23 protein-coding genes are annotated in these 20,139 nt (G+C 71.3%); 9 read left to right on the top strand and 14 right to left on the bottom strand.

The window, feature by feature from the left end; all coding sequences use genetic code 11:
• Positions 1 to 27: 27 nt before the first annotated feature.
• Entirely contained in the window at positions 28 to 231 is a 204-nt protein-coding gene (locus E0493_RS09990) for a hypothetical protein (RefSeq protein ID WP_160936800.1), read from the bottom strand.
• A 174-nt stretch (positions 232 to 405) separates the two neighbouring features.
• Between E0493_RS09990 and glcF the strand changes: the two genes are divergently transcribed.
• On the top strand, positions 406 to 1,716 hold the full coding sequence (glcF, locus tag E0493_RS09985) for a glycolate oxidase subunit GlcF (RefSeq protein WP_160936799.1): 1,311 nt from the start codon (positions 406 to 408) through the stop codon (positions 1,714 to 1,716).
• Positions 1,717 to 1,720: 4 nt separating this feature from the next.
• On the opposite strand, the gene E0493_RS09980 is transcribed toward glcF, so the two are convergent.
• Together E0493_RS09980 and E0493_RS09975 are read right to left on the bottom strand one after the other, a co-directional pair.
• Complete coding sequence (locus E0493_RS09980) at positions 1,721 to 1,909, bottom strand: soj family protein (RefSeq protein WP_160936798.1); 189 nt, start codon at positions 1,907 to 1,909, stop codon at positions 1,721 to 1,723.
• 80 nt (positions 1,910 to 1,989) lie between these two features.
• Complete coding sequence (locus tag E0493_RS09975) at positions 1,990 to 2,145, bottom strand: hypothetical protein (RefSeq protein ID WP_160936797.1); 156 nt, start codon at positions 2,143 to 2,145, stop codon at positions 1,990 to 1,992.
• 225 nt (positions 2,146 to 2,370) lie between these two features.
• Here E0493_RS09975 and E0493_RS09970 point away from each other — a divergent pair, with 225 nt between their 5' ends.
• Both E0493_RS09970 and phbB read left to right on the top strand, forming a co-directional pair.
• Positions 2,371 to 3,390 (top strand): amino acid ABC transporter substrate-binding protein, encoded by a 1,020-nt coding sequence (locus E0493_RS09970; RefSeq protein ID WP_160936796.1) that lies wholly within the window; start codon positions 2,371 to 2,373, stop codon positions 3,388 to 3,390.
• Positions 3,391 to 3,530: 140 nt separating this feature from the next.
• On the top strand, positions 3,531 to 4,253 hold the full coding sequence (phbB, locus tag E0493_RS09965; RefSeq protein WP_160936795.1) for an acetoacetyl-CoA reductase: 723 nt from the start codon (positions 3,531 to 3,533) through the stop codon (positions 4,251 to 4,253).
• 42 nt (positions 4,254 to 4,295) lie between these two features.
• Here phbB and E0493_RS09960 read toward each other — a convergent pair whose 3' ends face one another.
• Complete coding sequence (locus E0493_RS09960; RefSeq protein WP_160936794.1) at positions 4,296 to 4,655, bottom strand: phage holin family protein; 360 nt, start codon at positions 4,653 to 4,655, stop codon at positions 4,296 to 4,298.
• A gap of 66 nt (positions 4,656 to 4,721) precedes the next feature.
• On the opposite strand from E0493_RS09960, the gene yddG reads away from it, so the two are divergent.
• Entirely contained in the window at positions 4,722 to 5,579 is an 858-nt protein-coding gene (gene yddG, locus E0493_RS09955) for an aromatic amino acid exporter YddG (RefSeq protein ID WP_160936793.1), read from the top strand.
• Positions 5,580 to 5,654: 75 nt separating this feature from the next.
• Here yddG and E0493_RS09950 read toward each other — a convergent pair whose 3' ends face one another.
• From E0493_RS09950 to gloB, 4 genes are read right to left on the bottom strand one after another with little or no spacing between them, the layout of a single operon-like run.
• Positions 5,655 to 6,263, bottom strand: coding sequence for a class I SAM-dependent methyltransferase (locus E0493_RS09950; RefSeq protein WP_160936792.1), 609 nt, complete (start codon positions 6,261 to 6,263; stop codon positions 5,655 to 5,657).
• Positions 6,260 to 6,718 carry a cupin domain-containing protein gene (locus E0493_RS09945; protein WP_202397038.1) on the bottom strand — a complete coding sequence of 153 codons (459 nt, stop codon included), beginning with the start codon at positions 6,716 to 6,718 and terminating at the stop codon, positions 6,260 to 6,262. The genes E0493_RS09950 and E0493_RS09945 overlap by 4 nt, the downstream gene beginning before the upstream one ends.
• 11 nt (positions 6,719 to 6,729) lie before the next feature.
• The gene (locus tag E0493_RS09940) at positions 6,730 to 7,326 is read right to left on the bottom strand and encodes a glutathione S-transferase N-terminal domain-containing protein (RefSeq protein ID WP_160936790.1); all 597 of its coding nucleotides are present in this window, start codon (positions 7,324 to 7,326) and stop codon (positions 6,730 to 6,732) included.
• Between the two features lie 22 nt (positions 7,327 to 7,348).
• Positions 7,349 to 8,077 (bottom strand): hydroxyacylglutathione hydrolase, encoded by a 729-nt coding sequence (gene gloB, locus E0493_RS09935; protein ID WP_160936789.1) that lies wholly within the window; start codon positions 8,075 to 8,077, stop codon positions 7,349 to 7,351.
• Positions 8,078 to 8,146: 69 nt separating this feature from the next.
• Here gloB and E0493_RS09930 point away from each other — a divergent pair, with 69 nt between their 5' ends.
• The gene (locus E0493_RS09930; RefSeq protein ID WP_160936788.1) at positions 8,147 to 8,959 is read left to right on the top strand and encodes a class I SAM-dependent methyltransferase; all 813 of its coding nucleotides are present in this window, start codon (positions 8,147 to 8,149) and stop codon (positions 8,957 to 8,959) included.
• A gap of 59 nt (positions 8,960 to 9,018) precedes the next feature.
• Here the strand turns inward: E0493_RS09930 and E0493_RS09925 are convergent, their stop codons facing one another.
• Together E0493_RS09925 and E0493_RS09920 are read right to left on the bottom strand one after the other, a co-directional pair.
• Positions 9,019 to 9,387, bottom strand: a complete 369-nt coding sequence (locus E0493_RS09925) for a cupin domain-containing protein (protein ID WP_160936787.1) — start codon at positions 9,385 to 9,387, stop codon at positions 9,019 to 9,021.
• 14 nt (positions 9,388 to 9,401) lie between these two features.
• Positions 9,402 to 9,779, bottom strand: coding sequence for a VOC family protein (locus tag E0493_RS09920; protein ID WP_160936786.1), 378 nt, complete (start codon positions 9,777 to 9,779; stop codon positions 9,402 to 9,404).
• Positions 9,780 to 9,957: 178 nt separating this feature from the next.
• Between E0493_RS09920 and E0493_RS09915 the strand changes: the two genes are divergently transcribed.
• Positions 9,958 to 11,340: an FAD-binding oxidoreductase gene (locus tag E0493_RS09915; RefSeq protein WP_160936785.1), complete on the top strand. Its 1,383-nt coding sequence runs from the start codon at positions 9,958 to 9,960 to the stop codon at positions 11,338 to 11,340.
• Positions 11,341 to 11,498: 158 nt separating this feature from the next.
• The gene (locus E0493_RS09910) at positions 11,499 to 12,578 is read left to right on the top strand and encodes an SMP-30/gluconolactonase/LRE family protein (protein ID WP_160936784.1); all 1,080 of its coding nucleotides are present in this window, start codon (positions 11,499 to 11,501) and stop codon (positions 12,576 to 12,578) included.
• Positions 12,579 to 13,301: 723 nt separating this feature from the next.
• Here the strand turns inward: E0493_RS09910 and E0493_RS09905 are convergent.
• Both E0493_RS09905 and E0493_RS09900 read right to left on the bottom strand, forming a co-directional pair.
• Positions 13,302 to 14,477, bottom strand: a complete 1,176-nt coding sequence (locus E0493_RS09905) for an acetyl-CoA C-acetyltransferase (protein ID WP_160936783.1) — start codon at positions 14,475 to 14,477, stop codon at positions 13,302 to 13,304.
• Between the two features lie 93 nt (positions 14,478 to 14,570).
• Positions 14,571 to 15,842, bottom strand: coding sequence for an alpha/beta fold hydrolase (locus tag E0493_RS09900; protein WP_367614485.1), 1,272 nt, complete (start codon positions 15,840 to 15,842; stop codon positions 14,571 to 14,573).
• A gap of 420 nt (positions 15,843 to 16,262) precedes the next feature.
• Here E0493_RS09900 and phaR point away from each other — a divergent pair, with 420 nt between their 5' ends.
• Together phaR and E0493_RS09890 are read left to right on the top strand one after the other, a co-directional pair.
• Positions 16,263 to 16,868: a polyhydroxyalkanoate synthesis repressor PhaR gene (gene phaR / locus E0493_RS09895; protein ID WP_160936782.1), complete on the top strand. Its 606-nt coding sequence runs from the start codon at positions 16,263 to 16,265 to the stop codon at positions 16,866 to 16,868.
• A 136-nt stretch (positions 16,869 to 17,004) separates the two neighbouring features.
• On the top strand, positions 17,005 to 17,439 hold the full coding sequence (locus tag E0493_RS09890; protein ID WP_456316345.1) for a helix-turn-helix domain-containing protein: 435 nt from the start codon (positions 17,005 to 17,007) through the stop codon (positions 17,437 to 17,439).
• 299 nt (positions 17,440 to 17,738) lie between these two features.
• On the opposite strand, the gene E0493_RS09885 is transcribed toward E0493_RS09890, so the two are convergent.
• Both E0493_RS09885 and E0493_RS09880 read right to left on the bottom strand, forming a co-directional pair.
• Positions 17,739 to 19,133, bottom strand: a complete 1,395-nt coding sequence (locus E0493_RS09885) for an amidase family protein (protein ID WP_160936781.1) — start codon at positions 19,131 to 19,133, stop codon at positions 17,739 to 17,741.
• A gap of 407 nt (positions 19,134 to 19,540) precedes the next feature.
• On the bottom strand, positions 19,541 to 20,125 hold the full coding sequence (locus tag E0493_RS09880) for a TlpA family protein disulfide reductase (RefSeq protein WP_160936780.1): 585 nt from the start codon (positions 20,123 to 20,125) through the stop codon (positions 19,541 to 19,543).
• Between the last annotated feature and the right edge of the window lie 14 nt (positions 20,126 to 20,139).

Genomic DNA, 20,139 nt, shown 5'->3' with positions numbered 1-20,139 from the left:
TTCACCGTCTCCGCTACCGGGCAAGGGTCAGCTCTGGCCCTCAGCCTTCGCCGGGCGCGGCGCCGGCTCGACAAGCTGTGCCGGCTCGACAAGCTGTGAAGGCGCGGCGTGGCCGACCCGCAGCAGCGCCGCGCGGCGCGCCGCTTCCTGCGGGCCGCCATGCACAGCAGCCAGCCGCTCCGTGGAGGAGGAGCCTTCCGGAAAATGAGCAGGGAGCGAGGTCTGGGCCATCGAATGTCTCAAACTTGAACTGTTTCTTGCTTTATCACACAGGTTTGCGGGGAATCCACCATTTTCGAGACGGCTGTGACCGTCGGTGCCGCAGCCCCGCCGGCCCTCATGGCACCAGCGACTTGCGCCGGCGCAACTTCCCTTCCACCCTGCCGGGGAGGAACAAGCCAGGCGATGCAGACCAACTTCACCCCCAACCAGCTTGCCGATCCCGACACGCGGGAATCCAACACCATCCTGCGGACCTGCGTGCATTGCGGCTTCTGCACCGCCACCTGCCCGACCTTCGTGCTGCTCGGCGACGAGCTGGATTCGCCGCGTGGGCGCATCTACCTCATCAAGGACATGCTGGAGAGCGGCCGGCCGGCTGGCGAGGCCGAGGTGCGGCACGTGGACCGCTGCCTCTCCTGCCTTTCCTGCATGACCACCTGCCCCTCGGGCGTGCACTACATGCACCTGGTGGACCATGCCCGCCGCTACATCGAGGAAACCTACACACGCCCCTGGCCGGAGCGTGCGCTGCGCCACCTCCTCGGCACCATGCTGCCCTATCCGCGCCGGTTCCGCCTGGCGCTGGCGGCGGCGCGCCTCGCCCGACCCCTGCGCGGCATGCTGCCGGCGCGCGGCACCACCGCCCGGCGCCTGCGCGCCATGCTGGACCTGGCGCCGCGACAGCTGCCCGCCGGCGGCGACACCGCGCGCCCCCAGGTTCATCCCGCCCAGGGTCCGCGCCGCGGGCGTGTGGCGCTGCTGACCGGCTGCGCGCAGACCGTGCTGGCCCCCTCGATCAACGAGGCCACCATCCGTTTGCTGACGCGCATGGGGGTGGAGGTGGTGGTCACCGCCGGGCAGGGCTGCTGCGGCGCGCTGAACCACCACATGGGCCAGCACGACGCCGCGATGGCGCTGGCCCGCGCCAACATCGAGGCCTGGACGCGCGAGATCGACGGCGAGGGGCTGGACGCCGTGGTGGTGAACGCCTCGGGCTGCGGCACCACGGTCAAGGACTACGGCTTCATGTTCCGCGCCGAGGCCGGCGCCTGGCCGGCGCGCGCCGCGGCGGTGGCGGAGCGCGCCAAGGATATTTCCGAGGTGCTGCTGCGCTTCGGCTACGCGCCATCACGCGAGGTGCCGGGGCTGACCGTCGCCTATCACGCCGCCTGCAGCCTGCAGCACGGCCAGAAGATCACCGCCGCACCGAAGCAGTTGCTGTCCAGAGCCGGCTTCACGGTGAAGGAGCCGGCCGAGCCGCATCTCTGCTGCGGCTCGGCGGGCACCTACAATCTGCTGCAGCCGGAGATCGCGGCGCAGCTCAAGGCGCGCAAGCAGCACAACCTGGCGCGCACCGGCGCCACGGTGATCGCCAGCGGCAATATCGGCTGCCTGACCCAGCTCGGCGACGGAACGATGCCGGCCGTCCACACCGTGGAACTGCTGGACTGGATGGCGGGCGGACCCCGGCCCGCCGCGCTGCCGGCGCCCTGAGGCTTCAGGCCGCCCGCTTGCGGGCGGCGCAGTCGCGCAGCAGCGCCGACATGGCGGCCGCCACCAGGCTCGCGGCCTCCTCCGAGCCCGCGTCAAGGCAGCAGCGCTCGACATGGGTCATCAGGCGCAGCACGGCCTGCACGTCACGTTGCGCCTGGTTGGTCCAGAGAACGGCGGCGATCGGGGTATCCATGGGAATCGGCTCGGCTCAAGGTTGTTGCGCGTGGCGGCGCTGAGGCCCGCTGCCCTGACGGGGCCAGGACGTGCCGGGCATTACTGAAGGGTGATGGTGGCGGCGAGGACCTGCGACGGGGAGTCCGACAGCGCCGCCGCCGCCAGCGCCGCGTGCCGGGCCGCCTCCGGCACACCCAGCCGGCGGCATTCCGCCTCGATGTAGGACAGCATCAGCAGCAGCGCTTCCTGGTCCACTTGCTTCTCAAGGCTTGCCGAGGAGAGGCACGCAGAAGTCGCAGAGGCGGTCATCGTGTCCGGCCCGAATGACGATACGCGCGGGGGTGCATCGTATCACATTGCTGTGACTATGGTTTTTTGGCTCCAGCGGCAACAGTGAAATGCATGCCGCAACGATCGGGCTTGGCGGTGTTGCATTTATGCCCATAGGCTCGCGCCATCGATTTGTGAAGTGACCCGATCATGCGCCATGCTCTGGGCCTGCTGGCCCTCTTGCCCACCCTCCTGGCCGCGCTGCCGGCCAACGCTGGCCCGACCCTGGAGGGCGTTCGCTCCCGCGGGCAGGTCGTGTGCGGGGTCAACACCGGCGTGGCCGGTTTCTCCGCCCCCGACAGCCGGGGCAACTACCAAGGGCTGGACGCCGAGTTCTGCCGCGCCGTGGCCGCCGCGACGCTGGGCGACGCCGCCAGGGTCCGCTTCGTTCCCACCACCTACCAGACCCGCTTCGTGGCGCTGCAGGGCGGCGAGATCGACCTCCTGGCACGCAACGTCACCCAGACGCTGACGCGCGACACCGCGCTGGGCTTCAACATGGCCGGCGTGAACTTCTATGACGGCCAGAGCTTCATGGTGCACAAGTCCGCCGGCCTCACCGCGGCCAGGCAACTCGACGGCGCCACGGTCTGCGTGCTGCCCGGCTCGACCAGCGAGCTGAACCTCGGCGACTTCGCCCGGCGCGAGAAGATCGCCATCCAGCCCGTCGTGCTCTCCTCGATGGATGAGATGACGGCCGCCTACCAGTCCGGCCGTTGCGACGCCATGACCACCGACGCCTCCCAGCTCGCGGCGTTGCGCGTCTCCGCCCTGCGCGACCCGGCGGCGCATGTGATCTTCGCCGAGCGCATCAGCAAGGAGCCGCTCGGCCCGATGGTTCGCCATGGCGACGAGGAGTGGCGCGACATTGTCGCCTGGACGCTGATGGCGATGATCGAGGCGGAGGAGCTCGGCCTCACCCGCGAGAATGTCGAGGCGATGCGCGCCAGCCCCGACCCCAACCTGCAGCGCATGCTTGGCGTGGCGCCCGGCTTCGGCAAGGCGCTCGGTCTGCCGGAGGACTGGGCCTTTCAGGTGGTCCGCCAGGTCGGCAACTACGGCGAGGTGTTCGAGCGCACGCTTGGAAAGGATTCGCCGATCGGCCTTGAGCGCGGCCTCAACGACCTGTGGAAACGCGGCGGCTTGATGTACGCGCTGCCGTTGCGTTGAGCCGGCTCCGCCCGGAAACCGCAACCACAAGAACTTGATTCAGCACAGGGGCGTGGCATCTCGGCTGGCGCTGTGATGCCATAGGCGGGCGGCGCCGTCGCGGTGCCGCCAAATTCTTTTTGGGAAGGGAGGCTTCTCCTATGGCACGAGTGGCACTCGTCACTGGCGGGCAGCGCGGCATTGGCGCCGCCATCAGCGAGCACCTGCACAAGATGGGCCGCAAGGTGGTCGCCTCCTACGCGGGCAACGACGCCGCTGCCCAGGCCTTCACCGAGCGCACCGGCATTCCAACCATCAAGTTCGACGTCTCGAGCTTCGCCGCCTGCCAGGAAGCGGTGGCCAGGATCGAGGCCGAGCACGGCGCCATCGAGATCCTGGTGAACAACGCGGGCATCACGCGGGACGGCACCATGAAGAAGATGGACCGCGAGATGTGGGACGCGGTGATCGACACCAATCTCGGCTCCTGCTTCAACCTGTGCAAGCTGGTCTGGGACGGGATGAACAGCCGCAAGTTCGGCCGCATCGTCAACATCGGCTCGATCAACGGCCAGGCCGGCCAGTACGGGCAGGTGAACTACGCCGCCGCCAAGTCGGGCATCCACGGCTTCACCAAGGCGCTGGCGCAGGAGGGTGCCCGGGTCGGGATCACCGTCAACGCCATTGCCCCGGGCTATGTGGACACCGAGATGGTGCGCGCCGTGCCGGAGGACGTGCTGCAGAAGATCATCGCGCGCATCCCGCGCGGCCGGCTCGGCACGGCCGACGACATCGCCCGCGGCGTCTGCTTCCTCACCGCCGACGACGCCGACTTCATCACCGGCTCCACCCTCTCCATCAACGGCGGTCAGCACATGTACTGAGGCGCGGGCTGGCCGGGGCGTGCGGCTCCCCGGCCAGCCGCTTCAGCGTGCCGCCGTCGCCTCGCGGTCGCCGATGGCCCGGTTGACGAGCCAGGACACCAGGGCGACGATGATCGCCCCGAAGAACGCGGCCCAGAAGCCGGAGACCTGCATTCCCGGCATGACCAGCGCCGTCAGTCCCAACATGGCCGCGTTCACCACCAGGGTGAACAGGCCCAGAGTGATGATGTTGAGCGGCAGCGAGAGCAGCATCAGCACCGGCCGGATCAGGGCGTTGACGATGCCGAAGATGATGGCGGCGATGAACAGCGTGAACGGCCCGGCGAAGGCGATCCCGTCGATCAGCATGTCCGCGCACCAGAAGGCGAAGGCCGTGATGACGGTGCGGGCCAGGAACCCCATGACACAACTCCTTGATGACTCGCCGGCGCAACGCCAGGGTCATGCTCCGGTTGCAGGGCGCCCGACATGAACCGGGCCACGCTGGTCGGCTGCGGCGCCATCCTGCTCTGGGCCTTCCTCGGCGTGCTGGCCCGCCTGGCGGCGGGGGTGCCGCCGCTGCAGCTCACCGCGCTGAGCATGGCGGTGGGTGGCCTGCTCGGGCTGGGCGTGGTTGCCGCGCGCGGTTCGCTCGGCCTGCTGCGGCAGGAGAAGCGGGCCTGGGCGCATGGCGTCGGCGGCTTGTTCGGCTACCACGCGCTGTATTTCGCGGCGCTCGCCCTGGCGCCCGCGGTTGAGGCCAACCTGCTGAACTATCTCTGGCCGCTGCTGATCGTGCTGCTCTCCGGCCTGCTGCTCGGCATGCCGCTCGGCGGCCGCCGCCTGCTGGGGGTGGCGCTGGGCTTCGCGGGCTGTGCCCTGCTGGTCGGCGGCGGCGCCCGCTTTCCCGCCGGTGCGCTGCCGGGCTTCCTCTGCGCGGTGGCCGGGGCGGTGGTCTGGGCGACCTATTCCGTCACCGCCCGCCGCCTGGCCCGCGTGCCCACCGAGGCGGTGGCGGGCTTCTGCCTGGTCAGCGCCCTTCTGGCCGGGGCGCTGCACTTGGCCTTCGAGGTGACGGTCTGGCCGGATGCCCGGCAGGCGCTGGCTATCCTGCTGCTGGGCCTGGGGCCGGTCGGCTCCGCCTTTTTCCTCTGGGATCTCGGCATGAAGCGCGGCGATCCGCGCCTGCTCGGCACCCTGGCCTACTCGATTCCCGTGCTGTCCACCCTGCTGCTGGTGGCGGCCGGGGAAGGGCGGGCGGATGAGCGCGTCCTGATTGCCGCCCTGCTGGTGGCGGGGGGCGGAATCCTCGCCTCATGGCAGCGGCCACGCCGGCTGCCGGCCTAGTGGAGGCGCCCGGCGGGCGCGGCCCTGAACTGCGGGAAGGATGAAGGGGTTCAGGGACCTCCTGCCCGGGTTTCCTCAGCCCGGCTTCCGCCAGAGCCCCCGCACCACTTCGGCGGGGCCCTGATGACGCGGGCCCTCATCGAGCCGCACGGTGCCTTCCAGGCACTCGAGCAGCGTCAGCCCCGGGAAGGCCGCTTCCGCCGCTTCCCGGGTCCAGAGCAGGTCCGGGTCCTTCGGCCCGCCGCTGCGGCGGCCGCCCTGGGCGAGGGTGAAGCCTTCCAGCAGCAACAGCCCGCCCGGCGCCAGCGCCCGCTGCGCCGCCGCGGCCACCAGGGCGCGGTCGGCCGGCGGCATGTGCACGAAGACCCAGGCGATCAGGTCGAAACCGGCTTCCGGCCAGTCCCAGCGGGTGAGGTCGGCCACCACCGTTGCCAGCGGCACGCCGCGCGCGGCGGCGAAGCCGGCGGCGCGGGCCATGCCGGTGGCCGACCAGTCCACCGCGGTCGCGTCCAGCCCCTGCCCGGCGAGCCAGACGCCGTTGCGGCCCTCGCCGTCGCCCAGCGCCAGGGCGCGCATTCCAGGCCGCAGCCAGGGAGCGAGACTGTGGAGATAGCGGTTGGGCGCCTGGCCGAAGAGCCAGGTGCCGGCCGCGTAGCGCGCGTCCCAGGCGGCCGCCTCGCTCAACGGCCGGCCTTCCCTGCCGGTTCCCAGCCCGGCGGCGCCAGGGTGAAGCCGGCGAAGTCGAAGGCGGGGCTGACGGTGCATCCCGCCAGCGTCCAGGTGCCCAGGCTTTCCGCCGCCTGCCATTCGCCCGGCGGAACCACGGCGAAGGGTGCCTCGCCGCCGCCGAGGTCGGGGCCGAGCCGGTGCTCGGTCCGGGCCCCTGCCTCGCTGGCGATGGAGAGCCGCAGCGGGGCGCCGGCATACCAGTGCCAGGCCTCGGCGGCGTCCACCCGGTGCCAGTGGCTGCGCTCGCCGGCGGCGAGCAGGAAGTAGATCGCCGTGCCTGCCCCGCGCCCGCCTGCCGCCGGCCTGTCGCGCCAGATCTCGCGGTAATGCCCGCCCTCCGGATGGGGGGCGAGGCGAAGCGCCGCGATGACTTCGGCGACAGGAAGGGCGGGATCGCGCAGGTCAGGCATGGCGGCGCGGATCATGCCGGCGGCGGCGCGGTGCGGCTCAGCGCCGGATGGGCGGAGACGTCCGAATACCACGCCGCCAGCTTCGGATGCGCCTCGCGCCAGGGCTCGTGGCCGAAGCGGAAGTCCAGGTAGCCCAGCGCGCAGGCCACGGCGACGGCGCCGATATCGGCCAGGCCCTGTGGCGGCGCCGCCTCCAGCACGTCGAGCGCCCGCGCCACGGCGGCCTGCTGGCGGGACTGGAAGGCGGTGCGCCCCTCGTCCTGCGCCAGCCCCATGCTCATGCGGCGGGCGACGGCGGCATCCATGATGCCGTCGGCCAGGGCCTCCATGGTCTTCGCCGCGATCCGCGCCGGGCCGGCGGGGTAGAGCGAGGCGGCATCGCCCAGCCCGTCGAGGTACTCGCAGATCACCGGGCTGTCGTAGATGGCCTGGCCCTCGTCGGTGGCCAGGCAGGGCACCTTGGAAAGCGGGTTCATCGCCAGCAGCCCTTCGGGGCTGGTGTGCGGGTTGGTCGGGACCAGCTCGATCCGGCTGGCGAGGCCGCGCAGCAGCGCGCAGGCCATGACCTTGCGGACAAAGGGGCTGGAAGGCGAGTGGAACAGCTTCATGGTGCGTTTCCCTGGCTGAGGTTCAGCGGAAATTGTCCTTGGCGGTGCGGATCCGCCCCAGTTCCCCGGCGGACTCCGCGCGGAGGAACGGGTTGGTTTCCAGCTCCTGCCCCAGCGTCACGGGCAGGGTGGGCTGGCCTGCGGCGCGGGCCGCCTCGACCTCGCGGGCACGCGCCTTCAGCGCGGCATTGCCCGGCTCCACCGTGAGGGCGAAGCGCGCGTTGCTGGCGGTGTATTCATGGCCGCAGCAGACCAGCGTTTCCGGAGGCAGCGCCTTCAGCAGGGAAAGCGCGCGGAACATGTCCTCCGCCGTGCCCTCCAGCAGCCGCCCGCAGCCGAGCGAGAACAGCGTGTCGCCGCAGAGCAGCACATGGCCCTCGGGGAAGTGGTAGGCGACGTGGCCAATGGTGTGGCCGGGGCTGTCGATCACCCGCCCATTCGATTCGCCCACCCGCACCATGTCGCCCGGCGAAACCGCCATATCCAGCTTCGGCAGCCGGTGCGCGTCGGCGTCCGCGCCGATCACCTTCGCGCCATAGCGGGCACGGATCTCCTCCACGCCGTCGATATGATCGGCGTGGTGGTGGGTCAGCAGGATAATGTCGCAGCGCCCGCCACCGGCCTCGATCGCCTCGATCGCCGGCTTCGCCTCGCCGGGGTCGCAGAGCGCCACGGTTCCGCTCGCAGTGTCGCGCAGCAGCCAGGCATAGTTGTCGGACAGGCAGGGCACGGCCTGGACGGTGACGGCCATGGCGGTTCTCCTTCTCGCGGACCCAGGCAAGGGCGTGTCAGGCTTCGAACAGGGACCTATATCGAGCTTATGAACCCAGAGGTCCACGGGCACCGGGATTTCTACGCCTCCCCCAGCGGGCTGGTGGCGGCGAGGCTGCTGCGCGAGCGGCTGCTGAAGCTGTGGCCGGACCTGACGGGACGCGAGATCCTCGGCCTCGGGCATGCCGCGCCCTACCTGCGGCTCTGGCGGGACGGCGCGGCGCGCATCCTTTCCGCCGCGCTGCCGGAGGCCGACGCGGTGCCCTGGCCTCCGGGCGGCCCCGGCCTCTGCGTGCGCGTGGAGGACGAGGCGCTGCCCTTTCCGGACCTCAGCTTCGACAACGTCCTGCTGGTGCACGGGCTGGAGCACACCGAGAACGCCCGGCGCATGCTGCGCGAGGTCTGGCGCGTGCTGAAGGACGATGGCCGCCTGCTGGTGGTGGCGCCGAACCGGCGCGGCATGTGGGCGCACCTGGAAAGCACCCCCTTCGGCCAGGGGCGGCCCTATTCCCCTGGCCAGCTCGGCAGGCTGCTGGAGCGCAACCTGTTCAGCGTGTCGCGGCGGGACAAGGCGCTGTTCATGCCCCCCTTCCAGTCGCGGCTGATGCTGCGCGGCGCCGGCATCTGGGAGGCCGCCGGCCGCGTGCTGGCGCCGCGCTTCGCCGGCGTGGTGATGGTGGAAGCGCACAAGGAGCTCTACGGCCTCATGCCCAAGGCGGCGGCGCGGGTGCCGGGGCGGCGCGTGCGGGTGATCGAGGGGGCCTGGGCCGCCTGCCGGGACGAACCCGCCTGGGCCGAGGCCGAGCGGCACGGGGAACACGGGCCGGGGCGGCCGCCTGTCCCGCGGAGGCGAGGCGGCTGATCCCGCGCGCCCGGCACGAGGCCGCGCCCCCTCCGCCGCCCGGCGCGGCAAGCCCCCTTTCAGACCGGCGCCTCCTGCCGTCGCGGCGGCATGTGGACGGCCAGCCAGAGCGTTTCCCCGGCCGGGTCCGTCCAGGCGACACGGTGGCGGCAGAAGGCGGGCAGGATGGCGTGGTCCCCGGCCCGCAGGCGCCGTTCCGTGCCATCCGGGAAGGCCAGCACGGCGGCGCCCGACAGCAGCAGCACGAACTCGTCCCCCTCCTGCTCGTACCAGAAGCCTGGCGGACTGGCGGCGCCGCGCGAGAGGATCCGCTCGACCCGGGCGCCACCCGGCGCCGCCAGCAGGTCTAGAAAGCATTCCTCGCCGGGGCCGGGGCGGGGGCCGCCCTCGGCAAGGCGGCCAAAGGAAGCGGACACGGAAAAGGCCATGCGCAGGCTCCCGTTCAGCGAGAGGAATGGGTGACGGCCTCAAGCTTGTTGCCGTCCGGGTCGCGGACAAAGGCGGCATAGTAGTTGGCGTTGTATTCGGGGCGAAGGCCGGGCGCGCCGTCCTCGCTGCCGCCATGCGCGAGAGCGGCGCGGTGGAACGCCTGCACCATGGCCTTGTCCTGCGCCGCGAAGGCCACATGGACGCCGTTCCCCGGCGAGGCCGGGCGCCCGTCCACCGGAACGACAAGGCTGAACAGGATCTCCCCGGTGCCGTAGTGCACGGCTTCGCCATCCTGCCGGATGAGGCGGAAGCCGACCACGGCCAGAACCGGATCGTAGAAGGCGCGGGCGCGCCCGACGTCGCTGGTGCCAAGCGAGACGTGGTGGATCATGGCGAGCCTCCTGCCTGTGGTGGGGGGCGGGCCGGCGGCGGTGGCGCCGGGCGGGCCCGCCCTGGCTGCCAGTTTAGGACGCTCAGGCAAGAATGCGCGACGCCCCGGCATGGAAGGCCCTCCGCCCCCCGGCCTAGCCTGTGGCCGTCCTTCACCAGGGGGAAAAGGGGAGGCGGTCATGCGCACCGAAGCTTTGGCGGCATTCCGGCAGACGCTCCGGGGTCCGCTGATCGGCCGGGAGGACCCCGGCTACGCCGAGGCCTGCAAGCTCTACAACGCCATGATTCACCGGCGCCCGTTGCTGGTCGCCCGCTGCCTCGACGTGGCGGACGTGATGGCGGCGGTGCGCTTCGCCCGCGAGAACGAGATGCTCGTGGCCATCCGTGGCGGCGGCCATAACGGCCCGGGCCTCGGCAGCTGCGACGACGGCCTGGTGATCGACCTGTCGCTGATGAAGGGGGTGCGGGTGGATCCGGCGGCGCGCAGCGTGCGCGTCGGGCCGGGCTGCACCCAGGGCGACATGGACCATGCCACCCATGCCTTCGGCCTGGCGGTGCCCGCCGGCATCGTCTCGACCACCGGCATCGCCGGCCTGGCGCTGGGCGGCGGCACCGGCTACCTGACGCGGAAGTTCGGCCTGACCATCGACAACCTGCTGGAAGCCGACGTGGTGCTGGCCGATGGCCGCTTCGTCACCGCCAGCGAGGCGCAGAACCAGGATCTCTACTGGGCGCTGCGCGGCGGTGGCGGCAATTTCGGCGTGGTCACCAGCTTCCTGTTCCGCGCCCATCCCGTCAGCACCGTCTATGCCGGGCCGATCTTCTGGGACCAGGCGCAGGCGCGCGAGATCATGCGGTGGTACCGCGATTTCCTGCCGGGGGCGCCGGCCGAGCTCTGCGCCGTGCTGGGCCTCAAGACCGTTCCCTCCACGCCGCCCTTCCCGGAGGAGCTCTGGGGGCGGCGCATCTGCGCCCTGATCTGCTGCTATGTCGGCCCGGCTGAAGAGGCCGAGCGGGCGCTGCGCCCGGTCCGCACCGAGCTTCCGAGGCCCATCTTCGAGCATCTGGGCGAAATGCCCTTCCCGGCGCTGCAGAGCCTGTTCGACCCGCTGCTGCCGAGCGGCCTGCAATGGTACTGGAAGGGCGATTTCGTCCGCGACCTCAGCGACGCCGCGATCGAGGAGCACCTGCGCCACGCCGCGGAGACGCCGAGCGAGCTGTCCCTCATGCACCTCTACCCGATCGACAGGGCGGCCCGGCAGGTGGACAGGGGCGCAACGCCCTGGGGCGCGCGGGACGCCACCTGGTCCATGGTGATCGCCGGCATCGATCCCGATCCCGCGAAGGCCACGGCCCTGAAGTCCTGGGGCCGGAGCTACTGGCAGGCGGTCCATCCGCACAATCCCGGCGGCGGCTACGTCAACTTCATGGACAGCGACGAGGCGGCGGGCAGGATCCAGGCCGCCTATGGCGACAACTATGCCCGCCTGGCGGCGGTGAAGCGCGCCTACGATCCCGGGAACTTCTTCCGCGTGAACCAGAACATCAGTCCCGCCGCCTGAGCATCCGGCGGCGCCTGCCTCCCCCCTCGCGCCGGGGTGGCGCAGGCGCGCCGGCCATGCGTAACCGGTGCCACACGCGCCGATGATTGGCCTTCCTCCCGCCGCCGGCGGCATGGTTCCGCCCGGTCCCGCCCAAGACGGGACAGGGAGGAACGAAAATGGACCTGCATCATGTCATGCCGCCCCGGCGCGCCCTCATCGGTGGCGCGCTCAGCACCCTGGTGGCCTTGCCCGTCCTGGCGCAGCGCGACTACGGCCCGGGCGCCCCGCCGGCGCGCTACCCGGACCCCGACGTCCTCGTGCACGATCCGAAGCGCTTCAGGGCCAAGCTCGGCAACGCCGCGATCCGCCGGCTGCACACCGGCATGGGCTGGGCCGAGGGGCCGGCCTGGCATGCCAACGGGCGCTTCCTGGTGTGGTCCGACATCCCGAACAACGTCTGCCTGCGCATGACGGCGGAGGACGAGCACGTCTCCCCCCGCTTCCGCAGCCCCTCCGGCTTCACCAACGGCAACACCTTCGACCGCGAGGGGCGGCAGGTCTCCTGCCGCCACCTGCAGCGGGACGTGGCGCGCCACGAGCCGGATGGCCGCGTGACGGTGCTGGCGGCGAAAGGGCCGGACGGCGAGTTCAACGCGCCCAACGACGTGGTGGTCCACCCGGAGGACGGCAGCATCTGGTTCACCGACCCCGGCTACGGCGCCCTGGTGGAGTATGAAGGGCACCGCTACGACACCGGCAGCCCGCGCCCCTTCATCAAGGAGGCGGTCTACCGCATCGACGGCCAGTCGGGCGAGGTCACCAAGGTGGCGGACCAGCCCTTCAAGCCGAACGGCCTCTGCTTCAGCCCGGACTACCGGATGCTCTATGTGGCGGACACCGGCAGCAGCCACTATCCGGAGGCCCGCAACATCATCTGGGCCTATGACGTCGAGGGCGGCGCCCTGCGCAACCCGCGCAGCTTCGCCGACATGACGCTGGACGGGAAGTCGGGCCTGGCGGACGGCATCCGCTGCGACACCGAGGGCAATGTCTGGTCCTCGGCCGGATGGGTGGGGGAGGGGTATGACGGCGTCCACGTCTTCGCCCCCGACGGCGCGCGCATCGGGCAGATCCGCCTGCCCGAGATCTGCAGCAATGTCTGCTTCGGCGGCACGCGGCGGAACCTGTTGTTCATGACCGCCAGCCAGTCGCTCTATGTGGTGCCGGTAGAGGCCCGCGGGGCGCATTTCTGCTGAGCGGCGGCCGGGTTGGTTCAACCACTCCGGCCGGAGGGGTTCGGGGAGGGCGGAGCCCTCCCTGAGAGGAGGCAGGCCGGGGTTCGGGGAGGGCGGAGCCCTCCCTGAGAGGAGGCAGGCCGGGGTTCGGGGAGGGCGGAGCCCTCCCTGAGAGGAGGCAGGCCGGGGTTCGGGGAGGGCGGAGCCCTCCCTGAGAGGAGGCAGGCCGGGGTTCGGGGAGGGCGGAGCCCTCCCTGAGAGGAGGCAGGCCGGGGTTCGGGGAGGGCGGAGCCCTCCCTGAGAGGAGGCAGGCCGGGGTTCGGGGAGGGCGGAGCCCTCCCTGAGAGGAGGCAGGCCGGGGTTCGGGGAGGGCGGAGCCCTCCCTGAGAGGAGGCAGGCCGGGGTTCGGGGAGGGCGGAGCCCTCCCTGAGAGGAGGCAGGCCGGGGTTCGGGGAGGGCGGAGCCCTCCCTGAGAGGAGGCAGGCCGGGGTTCGGGGAGGGCGGAGCCCTCCCTGAGAGGAGGCAGGCCGGGGTTCGGGGAGGGCGGAGCCCTCCCTGAGAGGAGGCAGGCCGGGGTTCGGGGAGGGCGGAGCCCTCCCTGAGAGGAGGCAGGCCGGGGTTCGGGGAGGGCGGAGCCCTCCCTGAGAGGAGGCAGGCCGGGGTTCGGGGAGGGCGGAGCCATCCCTGAGAGGAGGCGGGCCGGGGTTCGGGGAGGGCGGAGCCCTCCCCAGAAAAGCGCTGCGTTCAGGCCGCCTCGACGCACATGGCGACGCCCATGCCGCCGCCGATGCACAGCGTGGCGAGGCCCTTCTTCGCGCCGCGCGCCTTCATGCCGTAGAGCAGGGTGGTCAGCACGCGGGCGCCGGAGGCGCCGATCGGGTGGCCGAGGGCGATGGCGCCGCCATTGACGTTCACCTTGGAGGTGTCCCAGCCCAGGTCCTTGTTCACCGCGCAGGCCTGGGCGGCGAAAGCCTCGTTGGCCTCGATCAGGTCGAGGTCCTGGATGTTCCAGCCGGCCTTCTGCAGCGCCTTGCGGCTGGACGGGATCGGGCCGGTGCCCATGATCGAGGGGTCCACGCCCGCGGTGGCCCAGGAGGCGATGCGCGCCAGCGGCGTCAGGCCGCGCTTCGAGGCCTCGGCCGCCGACATCACCACCAGCGCGGCGGCGCCGTCGTTGATGCCGCTGGCATTGCCGGCGGTGACGCTGCCCGTCTTGGAAAAGGCCGGGCGCAGCTTGGCCAGGATCTCGCGCGTCGTGTCCGGCTTCGGATACTCGTCGTTCTCCACCACCACGTCGCCCTTGCGGCCCTTCACGGTGACGGGCGCGATCTCGTCCTTGAAGCGGCCCTGGCGCATCGCCTCGCCGGCCTTGTGCTGCGAGTTGAAGGCGAACTCGTCCTGCTCGTCGCGGCTGATCTGGTACTTCTCGGCCACGTTCTCGGCGGTGTTGCCCATGTGGTAGCCGTTGAAGGCATCCCACAGCCCGTCGCGGATCATGGTGTCGACCATCTGGAAGTCGCCCATCTTCACGCCCGCGCGGAGCTGGGCGCAGTGCGGCGCCTGGGTCATACTCTCCTGCCCGCCGGCGACGACGATCGAGGCATCCCCGGTCGCGATCTGCTGCGCCGCCAGCGCCACGGCGCGCAGGCCGGAGCCGCAGAGCTGGTTGATGCCGAAGGCGGTGCGCTCGACCGGGATGCCGGCGTTCACCGAGGCCTGGCGGGCCGGGTTCTGCCCGGCGCCGGCGGTGAGGATCTGGCCGAGGATCACCTCGTCCACCTCGGTGGCCTCGATGCCGGCGCGGGCGAGGGCGGCCTTGATGGCGGCCTCGCCCAGGGCGTGGGCCGACAGGCTGGCGAAGGCGCCGTTGAAGGCGCCCACGGGCGTGCGCGCGGCCGATGCGATGACGATGTCGGTCATGAGGCTGGGTACTCCCCCGATGTTTCCGCTGCCGGCCTGCGGCCGGGCACCGGCTTGTGCTCGAACCTAACTCTGCGCCGTAGGGTGCTTGCCCTACAAGCCCGCCAGCCAGCGGCGGAGCGGCTGCCACAGCGCCGCCTCCGCGCGGCTGCCCGCGGCCATGCCGATATGCCCGGCCGAAACCATCTCGATATGGCCGCCGGGCAGACGCTCTGCCAGGGCCAGGGCGGAGGCCGGCGGCACGATGCGGTCGGCCCGCGGCACCGCGGCGAAGGCGGGAACCGCGAGCGCGGCCGGCTCCACGACGGCCCCGGCGACGCGCCAGCGTCCCTGACCCGGATCATTGCGTCCATACCAGCCGCCCAGCGCCTCCCGCGCCACCGGGGCGGCGAGCGGGATGCCGTCGTTCAGCCAGTCCTCCAGCGCGACGAAGTGGCGGGCGCGGGGGCTGTCGGCCTCCATGGCGGCGAAGGCGCGGAACTTGGCGGCGATGCCCCAGGGATCGCGCGCGGCGAAGAGCGCCTGGATGACGTCCACCGGCAGGACATCGCCGGCTTGCATCAGCGGCTCCAGCCCGGGCAGCAGGGCGGCCAGCGCCCGGGCCGGCGCGGCCTCGCCGGCGTGGAAGTCCCAGGGCGTGGCGAGCAGCGCCAGGCCCCGCAGCCGCTCCGGCCGGCGCAGCGCGGCGCCAAGGGCGAGCAGTCCCCCCATGCAGTACCCCATCAGCGCCACCGGCCCGAGCGGCGCGAGGGAAGGCGCGGCGAGCGCCCGTTCCAGCCGCCCGGCGATGTAGTCGGTGAGGGTGAAGGCCCGTTCCGCCTCCTCCGGCCAGCCCCAGTCGAGCAGCAGCACGCGGTGGCCCTGCGCCGCGAACCAGCGCAGCATGGAATGCTCCGGCAGCAGGTCGAGCACATAGGCGCGGTTGACCAGGGAGGGCACCACCAGCAAAGGCGGGCCGGCGCCGCCATAGTCCAGCAGCCGGGAACCGCCCTCGCGCCAGAGCACCGGCAGGTCGGGCTCCTGACGCCGCCAGGGGTGGCGGCGGTAGGCGGCGATGCCGGCGACCAGCGCCCGGTCCTGCCGCGCCAGGCGGCGCAGCACGGCGGCGCGGAACTGCTCAGGCCGGTGGCCGCCGGCGGCGAGGGCGCCGTTGATCCGCTGCAGCTCCTGCCGCCCGGCCTTCGAGATCGGCCAGGCGGCGCTCCAGTTCGGCGATGCGGCCGAGCAGGGCGCCGGCGTCTTCGCTCCGTCGCTCCCGGGAGGGTGATCCGGCGGCAGGGTCAGGCCCGCCCCCAGGCCGCGCGCCATGGCCAGGCCCAGGTGCAGGAACAGCGGGCGTGGCCCGCGGCGAGGCGGGAGGCTCACGCGGGGGCTCCGCCGCGGCGCCTGCGGAACTTCCCCAGGAGCCGCCGGGGCGGAACGGGTGCGATGCGGCCGCGGCACGCATCCATGCGGCTGTCAGCGCCGTCCAGGCGGACCAGCCCTCGGCCACCTCGCGGTCCGTCGCCAGCGCCGCGATCTCGCTCTGCCACAGTGTGATCCAGTCCTCCGCCAGCCGCTCCAGTGCCTCGGATCCGCCGGGCGGGTCGCCGGCACCGGTCGCGGAAGGTTGCTCGGGCCCTGCCATGCCATCCCCTGTGATGCGCGCGCAACGGCCAGGTCGCCGGCCCGCGCGGAACATAACGCCGCCGCCGCGCAGGGAAAGGGCAGCGGTGCCATCGGCATATTCCCGCCCGTGAGGCCATGCTAGCCTCGCCTCCTCACGAAGCGGGACGGGAGGGCGCAATGACCGAACAGGCAGCACAGAAAAAGACGGACGAACAGCCGAAGCCCACAGTCGTCATCAAAAAATATGCCAATCGGCGCCTCTACAACACGGAAGCCTCATCCTATGTGACGCTCGAGGATCTCGCCGGGATGGTGCGCGAGGGCCGCAACTTCGTGGTCTATGACGCCAAGTCGGGTGATGACATCACGCGCAGCGTGCTGACGCAGATCATCGTCGAGGAGGAGGCCAAGGGGCGGAACCTGCTTCCCATTCCGTTCCTGCGGCAGTTGATCGGCTTCTATGGCGACAGCCTGCAGTCCCTGGTGCCGCGCTATCTGGAGTTCGCGATGGGCAGCTTCGCCCGCCAGCAGGAGCAAATGCGCGTTTCGGTCGAGCAAACCATGGGGAACTTCAATCCTCTGGTCAGGCTGGAGGAGATGAGTAAGCAGAACATGGCGATGATGGAACGCGCCATGTCGCTGTTCAGTCCGTTTCCGCGGCGGGATGAAGGCGGCGCCGGAACCCCGCAATCGGCCGAAGCCGAGGAGATTGCGGCGCTTAAAGCAGAAATTCGCCTCCTGCGCGAACAGATGGCAGAACAGCGTTCAGAACCAAATAGGTGATATTTCTTTCGTGAGGACTACCGCAGTTGAGGCCCCTCACACAGTTTTTAAGAATTTGGAAATGAAATGCGATAAACAGCAGGGCGCGGGCTCGTATTTTGGGGTTCGTGCAATTTTTCATCCTGACAGGTAGAGAATGGCCGATACCGACATGGGCGGCATGCCTCGCGGCGAAGAGCCGGAGGAAGCCACTACCCAACGTGCCAGACTGGCCGACCGCCATGTCGGCGCTCGCATCCGCGAGCGCCGGCTGATGCTCGGCCTTTCGCAACAGCAACTCGCCAGCATGATCGGCGTGACCTATCAGCAGGCGCATAAGTATGAACGGGGGCTGAACCGGATCTCCGCCGGGCGCCTGTTCGAGATCGCACTCGTGCTTGGGGTGCCGGTTTCCTGGTTCTTCGAGGGACTGCAGGAGAGCGGGGCAACCCAGCCTCTGGGCGTGCGGCAGCGCATGTGCCTGGAGCTGGCGCGCAACTTCTCCCTGATCAACAACGAGAAGCACCAGGAGGCGCTGAGCCAGATGGCACGGGCGCTGGCGGCCCAGTCGCAAGGCCGCACGATCGAATAGGAGGGATGGCTGCCGCGGGGATCGGGTAACCCAGCCCCAACGACAGCCCTGCCCGTCCTTTTTGCCTCGGGCCGGCATCCGCCGGCGTCGAAGGATAGTTACTGCCCAAGCCGTTCACGGACGGGCATCTCGCCGGCCTTCAATGCCGGCTCATCGACTCGGAAGTGGCGTGCGCCAGAAAGGGCGCCCGTTGCTTGCGGATCTCACGCGCCAGGAACTCCCGGCGCGCCGAAGCGGCCATTCTCCCGGAATCTCTGCCAAGGTAACGGGGCCGAGGATTCCTTCCCTCGGCCTCTTGTTCATGCCGGGTCGCAGGCCTCGATGGCCGGCCCCGCGGCCTCGATGGCGGCGCCCGCTTCCAGCAGCAGGTCCTCCCGGTAGCGCCCGGCGATCAGCTGCACGCCCACCGGCGCGTCGCCGGCCTGCCCCGTGGTGACGGTCAGGCCCGGCAGTCCCATCAGCGGCAGCCCGACCTGGACGAGCTGCGCCTCGATCACGCGCTCGAAGGCGGCAGGCGACTCGACGTCGAGCTGGTCGGGGAAGGGCAGCTCGGCCGAGACCGGCAGCAGCAGCACCGGGTAGTCCCTGAGGAAGATCTGCCATTGCCGGATGAAGCCGGCACGGGCCTGCAGCGCGTCCTGGAAGGCGTTCAGGTCGGGGGAGGGGGCCAGCCGCTCCATCTGCGCCAGCACGAAATTGGCGTCGGGGTCGTTCTCGCGGGCGAAGGCGGCGTTCAACCCGCGGCGGGACTCGCCCAGCCAGAGCAGCGCCTGCAGCCGCGCCGGCTCGCGCAGCGGCGGGCAAGCGGTTTCGACGATGCTCCACCCCTTCTCCTGCAGCCGCAGCGCCGCGTCGCGCAGCGCCTTCTCCACCTCGGGACCGGTATTCATCCCTTCCGGACGGATGCAGAGCGCGGCCCGTTTCGGCGCCGGCGGGCCTTCCAGCGGCGCAGGCGTCCACCACGGGTCGCGCTGGTCCTCGGCCGCCATCGCCTGCAAGGCGAGCCGCAGATCGGCGATGGAGCGCGCCAGCGGGCCGGAGACAGCCATCAGCTGCGCCCCGACCGCCCGCTCGGGACCGGAGCGGTTGAAGGCGGCGACGCGCCCGAGCGTCGGCCGCAGCCCGTGCACGCCGCAGGCATAGGCGGGGTAGCGGATCGAGCCGCCGATGTCGGTGCCGTGCGCGATGGCGCCGATGCCCGCCGCCACCGCCGCCGCCGCGCCGCCGGAGGAGCCGCCCGGGGTGAGCGCCGGGTTGCGCGGGTTCTTGGTGTGGCCGTGCAGGGAGTTGCGGGTGAACCAGCGCAGCGAGAAGGCCGGCGTGTTGGTGCGCCCGATCACCACCGCCCCGGCGCGCTGGAGGTTGCTGACCACCGGGTTGTCCTCGGCGGCGATCAGCTCCTGCTGGATGCGCAGCCCGTTGGTGGTGGCGAAGCCCTTCTGGTCGGCGTTGACCTTGATGGTCACGGGAACGCCGGCCAGCGGCCCGACGGCCTCGCCGCGAGCGAGGGCGGCATCCACCGCGTCGGCGGCGGCGAGGGCCTGCTCCGGCATCTCCTGCACCACGGCGTTGATCGCGGGATTCACGGCGGCCAGCCGGTCCAGCGCCGCCTGCGTCACCTCCCGCGCGGAAACCTCCCGTGTCGCGACCCGCGCCGCGATCTCGCTGGCCTGCAGGCGCCAAAGCTCGGTCATGCCCTCGTTCTCCGCTCTCCCGTGGAGGGTGGAGTGTCGCGCCGTCCGGCGGCGGAGGGCAACCCGTCCGCCGGAGAGGGACGTCCGGCCGAAGAAGGCTTGGGGAGCGAACTCCCTCAGATCCCCCCCTTTCTTCTGTCAGTTTTTCGGCGGCGCCCGCGGGGAGGGGCGTTCCTGCATGCCCCTGGGGCGGCCGTCGCGGGCGCTGTTTCAGCCCCGGCTTGAGCGCATGCGGCCAGCACAACAAACCGATAAAAAAAGCAGGAAGCGGGGGTTCCGGGGGAGAATCCATTTTCCCCCGGACCTGTCCTGGGGCGGATTTTCGGACAGATCCCGGTTCTACCCCGCTTTTGCCTTCTGCCGGTCTCATGGAGGGGCTTGGGCGCCGCGGAGCTTCCGGCTCACTCTCAGGTCGCGCTGGTCTCCGGCCCGATGAGGCCGCGCAGCGCCGCCAGCATGGCCGCGTCGTCCCATTCGGCGGCGCCTTCCAGCCGCGCCACTTCCTGCCCGGCGGGATTCACGACCACGGTGGTCGGCAGGCCTCGCGCGCCGAGCGCCCGTGCCGCCGCGCCGCGCGGGTCGAGCCAGACGCCCAGGTTCTTCACCTGGGTGCGGGCGAAGAAGGCCTCCACCTGGGGCTTGCCCGCGCGGTCGGAGGAGAGCGGCAGCACCTTCCAGCCCGCTCCGGCCAGATCCGCCTGGGCGCGGTCCAGCGAGGGCATCTCGGCCACGCAGGGCGGGCACCAGGTGGCCCAGAGATTGATCAGCAGCGGGTGCCCGGCGAAGTCGGCCACCGTCTTCTCCTGGCCCTCGGCGTCGGTGAAGCCGAAGTCCGGCAACGGCTTCGGGCTGGAGCGGGACAGCTTGCCGAGCCCTTCCGCCGCCGGGATGGCCTGCGACCCCGTTGCAATCCCTTGCCGTGCCGGAAGCAGCGTGGTTAGGGTCGCCCCCGTCGCGGAGAGCGAAAGCAGGAAGCGGCGTCCGAGCAACACGAGGCAGATCCTTC

The organism is Teichococcus coralli, assembly GCF_009829925.1.
GTDB lineage: Bacteria > Pseudomonadota > Alphaproteobacteria > Acetobacterales > Acetobacteraceae > Pseudoroseomonas > Pseudoroseomonas coralli.
This window is presented reverse-complemented; position numbering and strand designations above follow the sequence as displayed.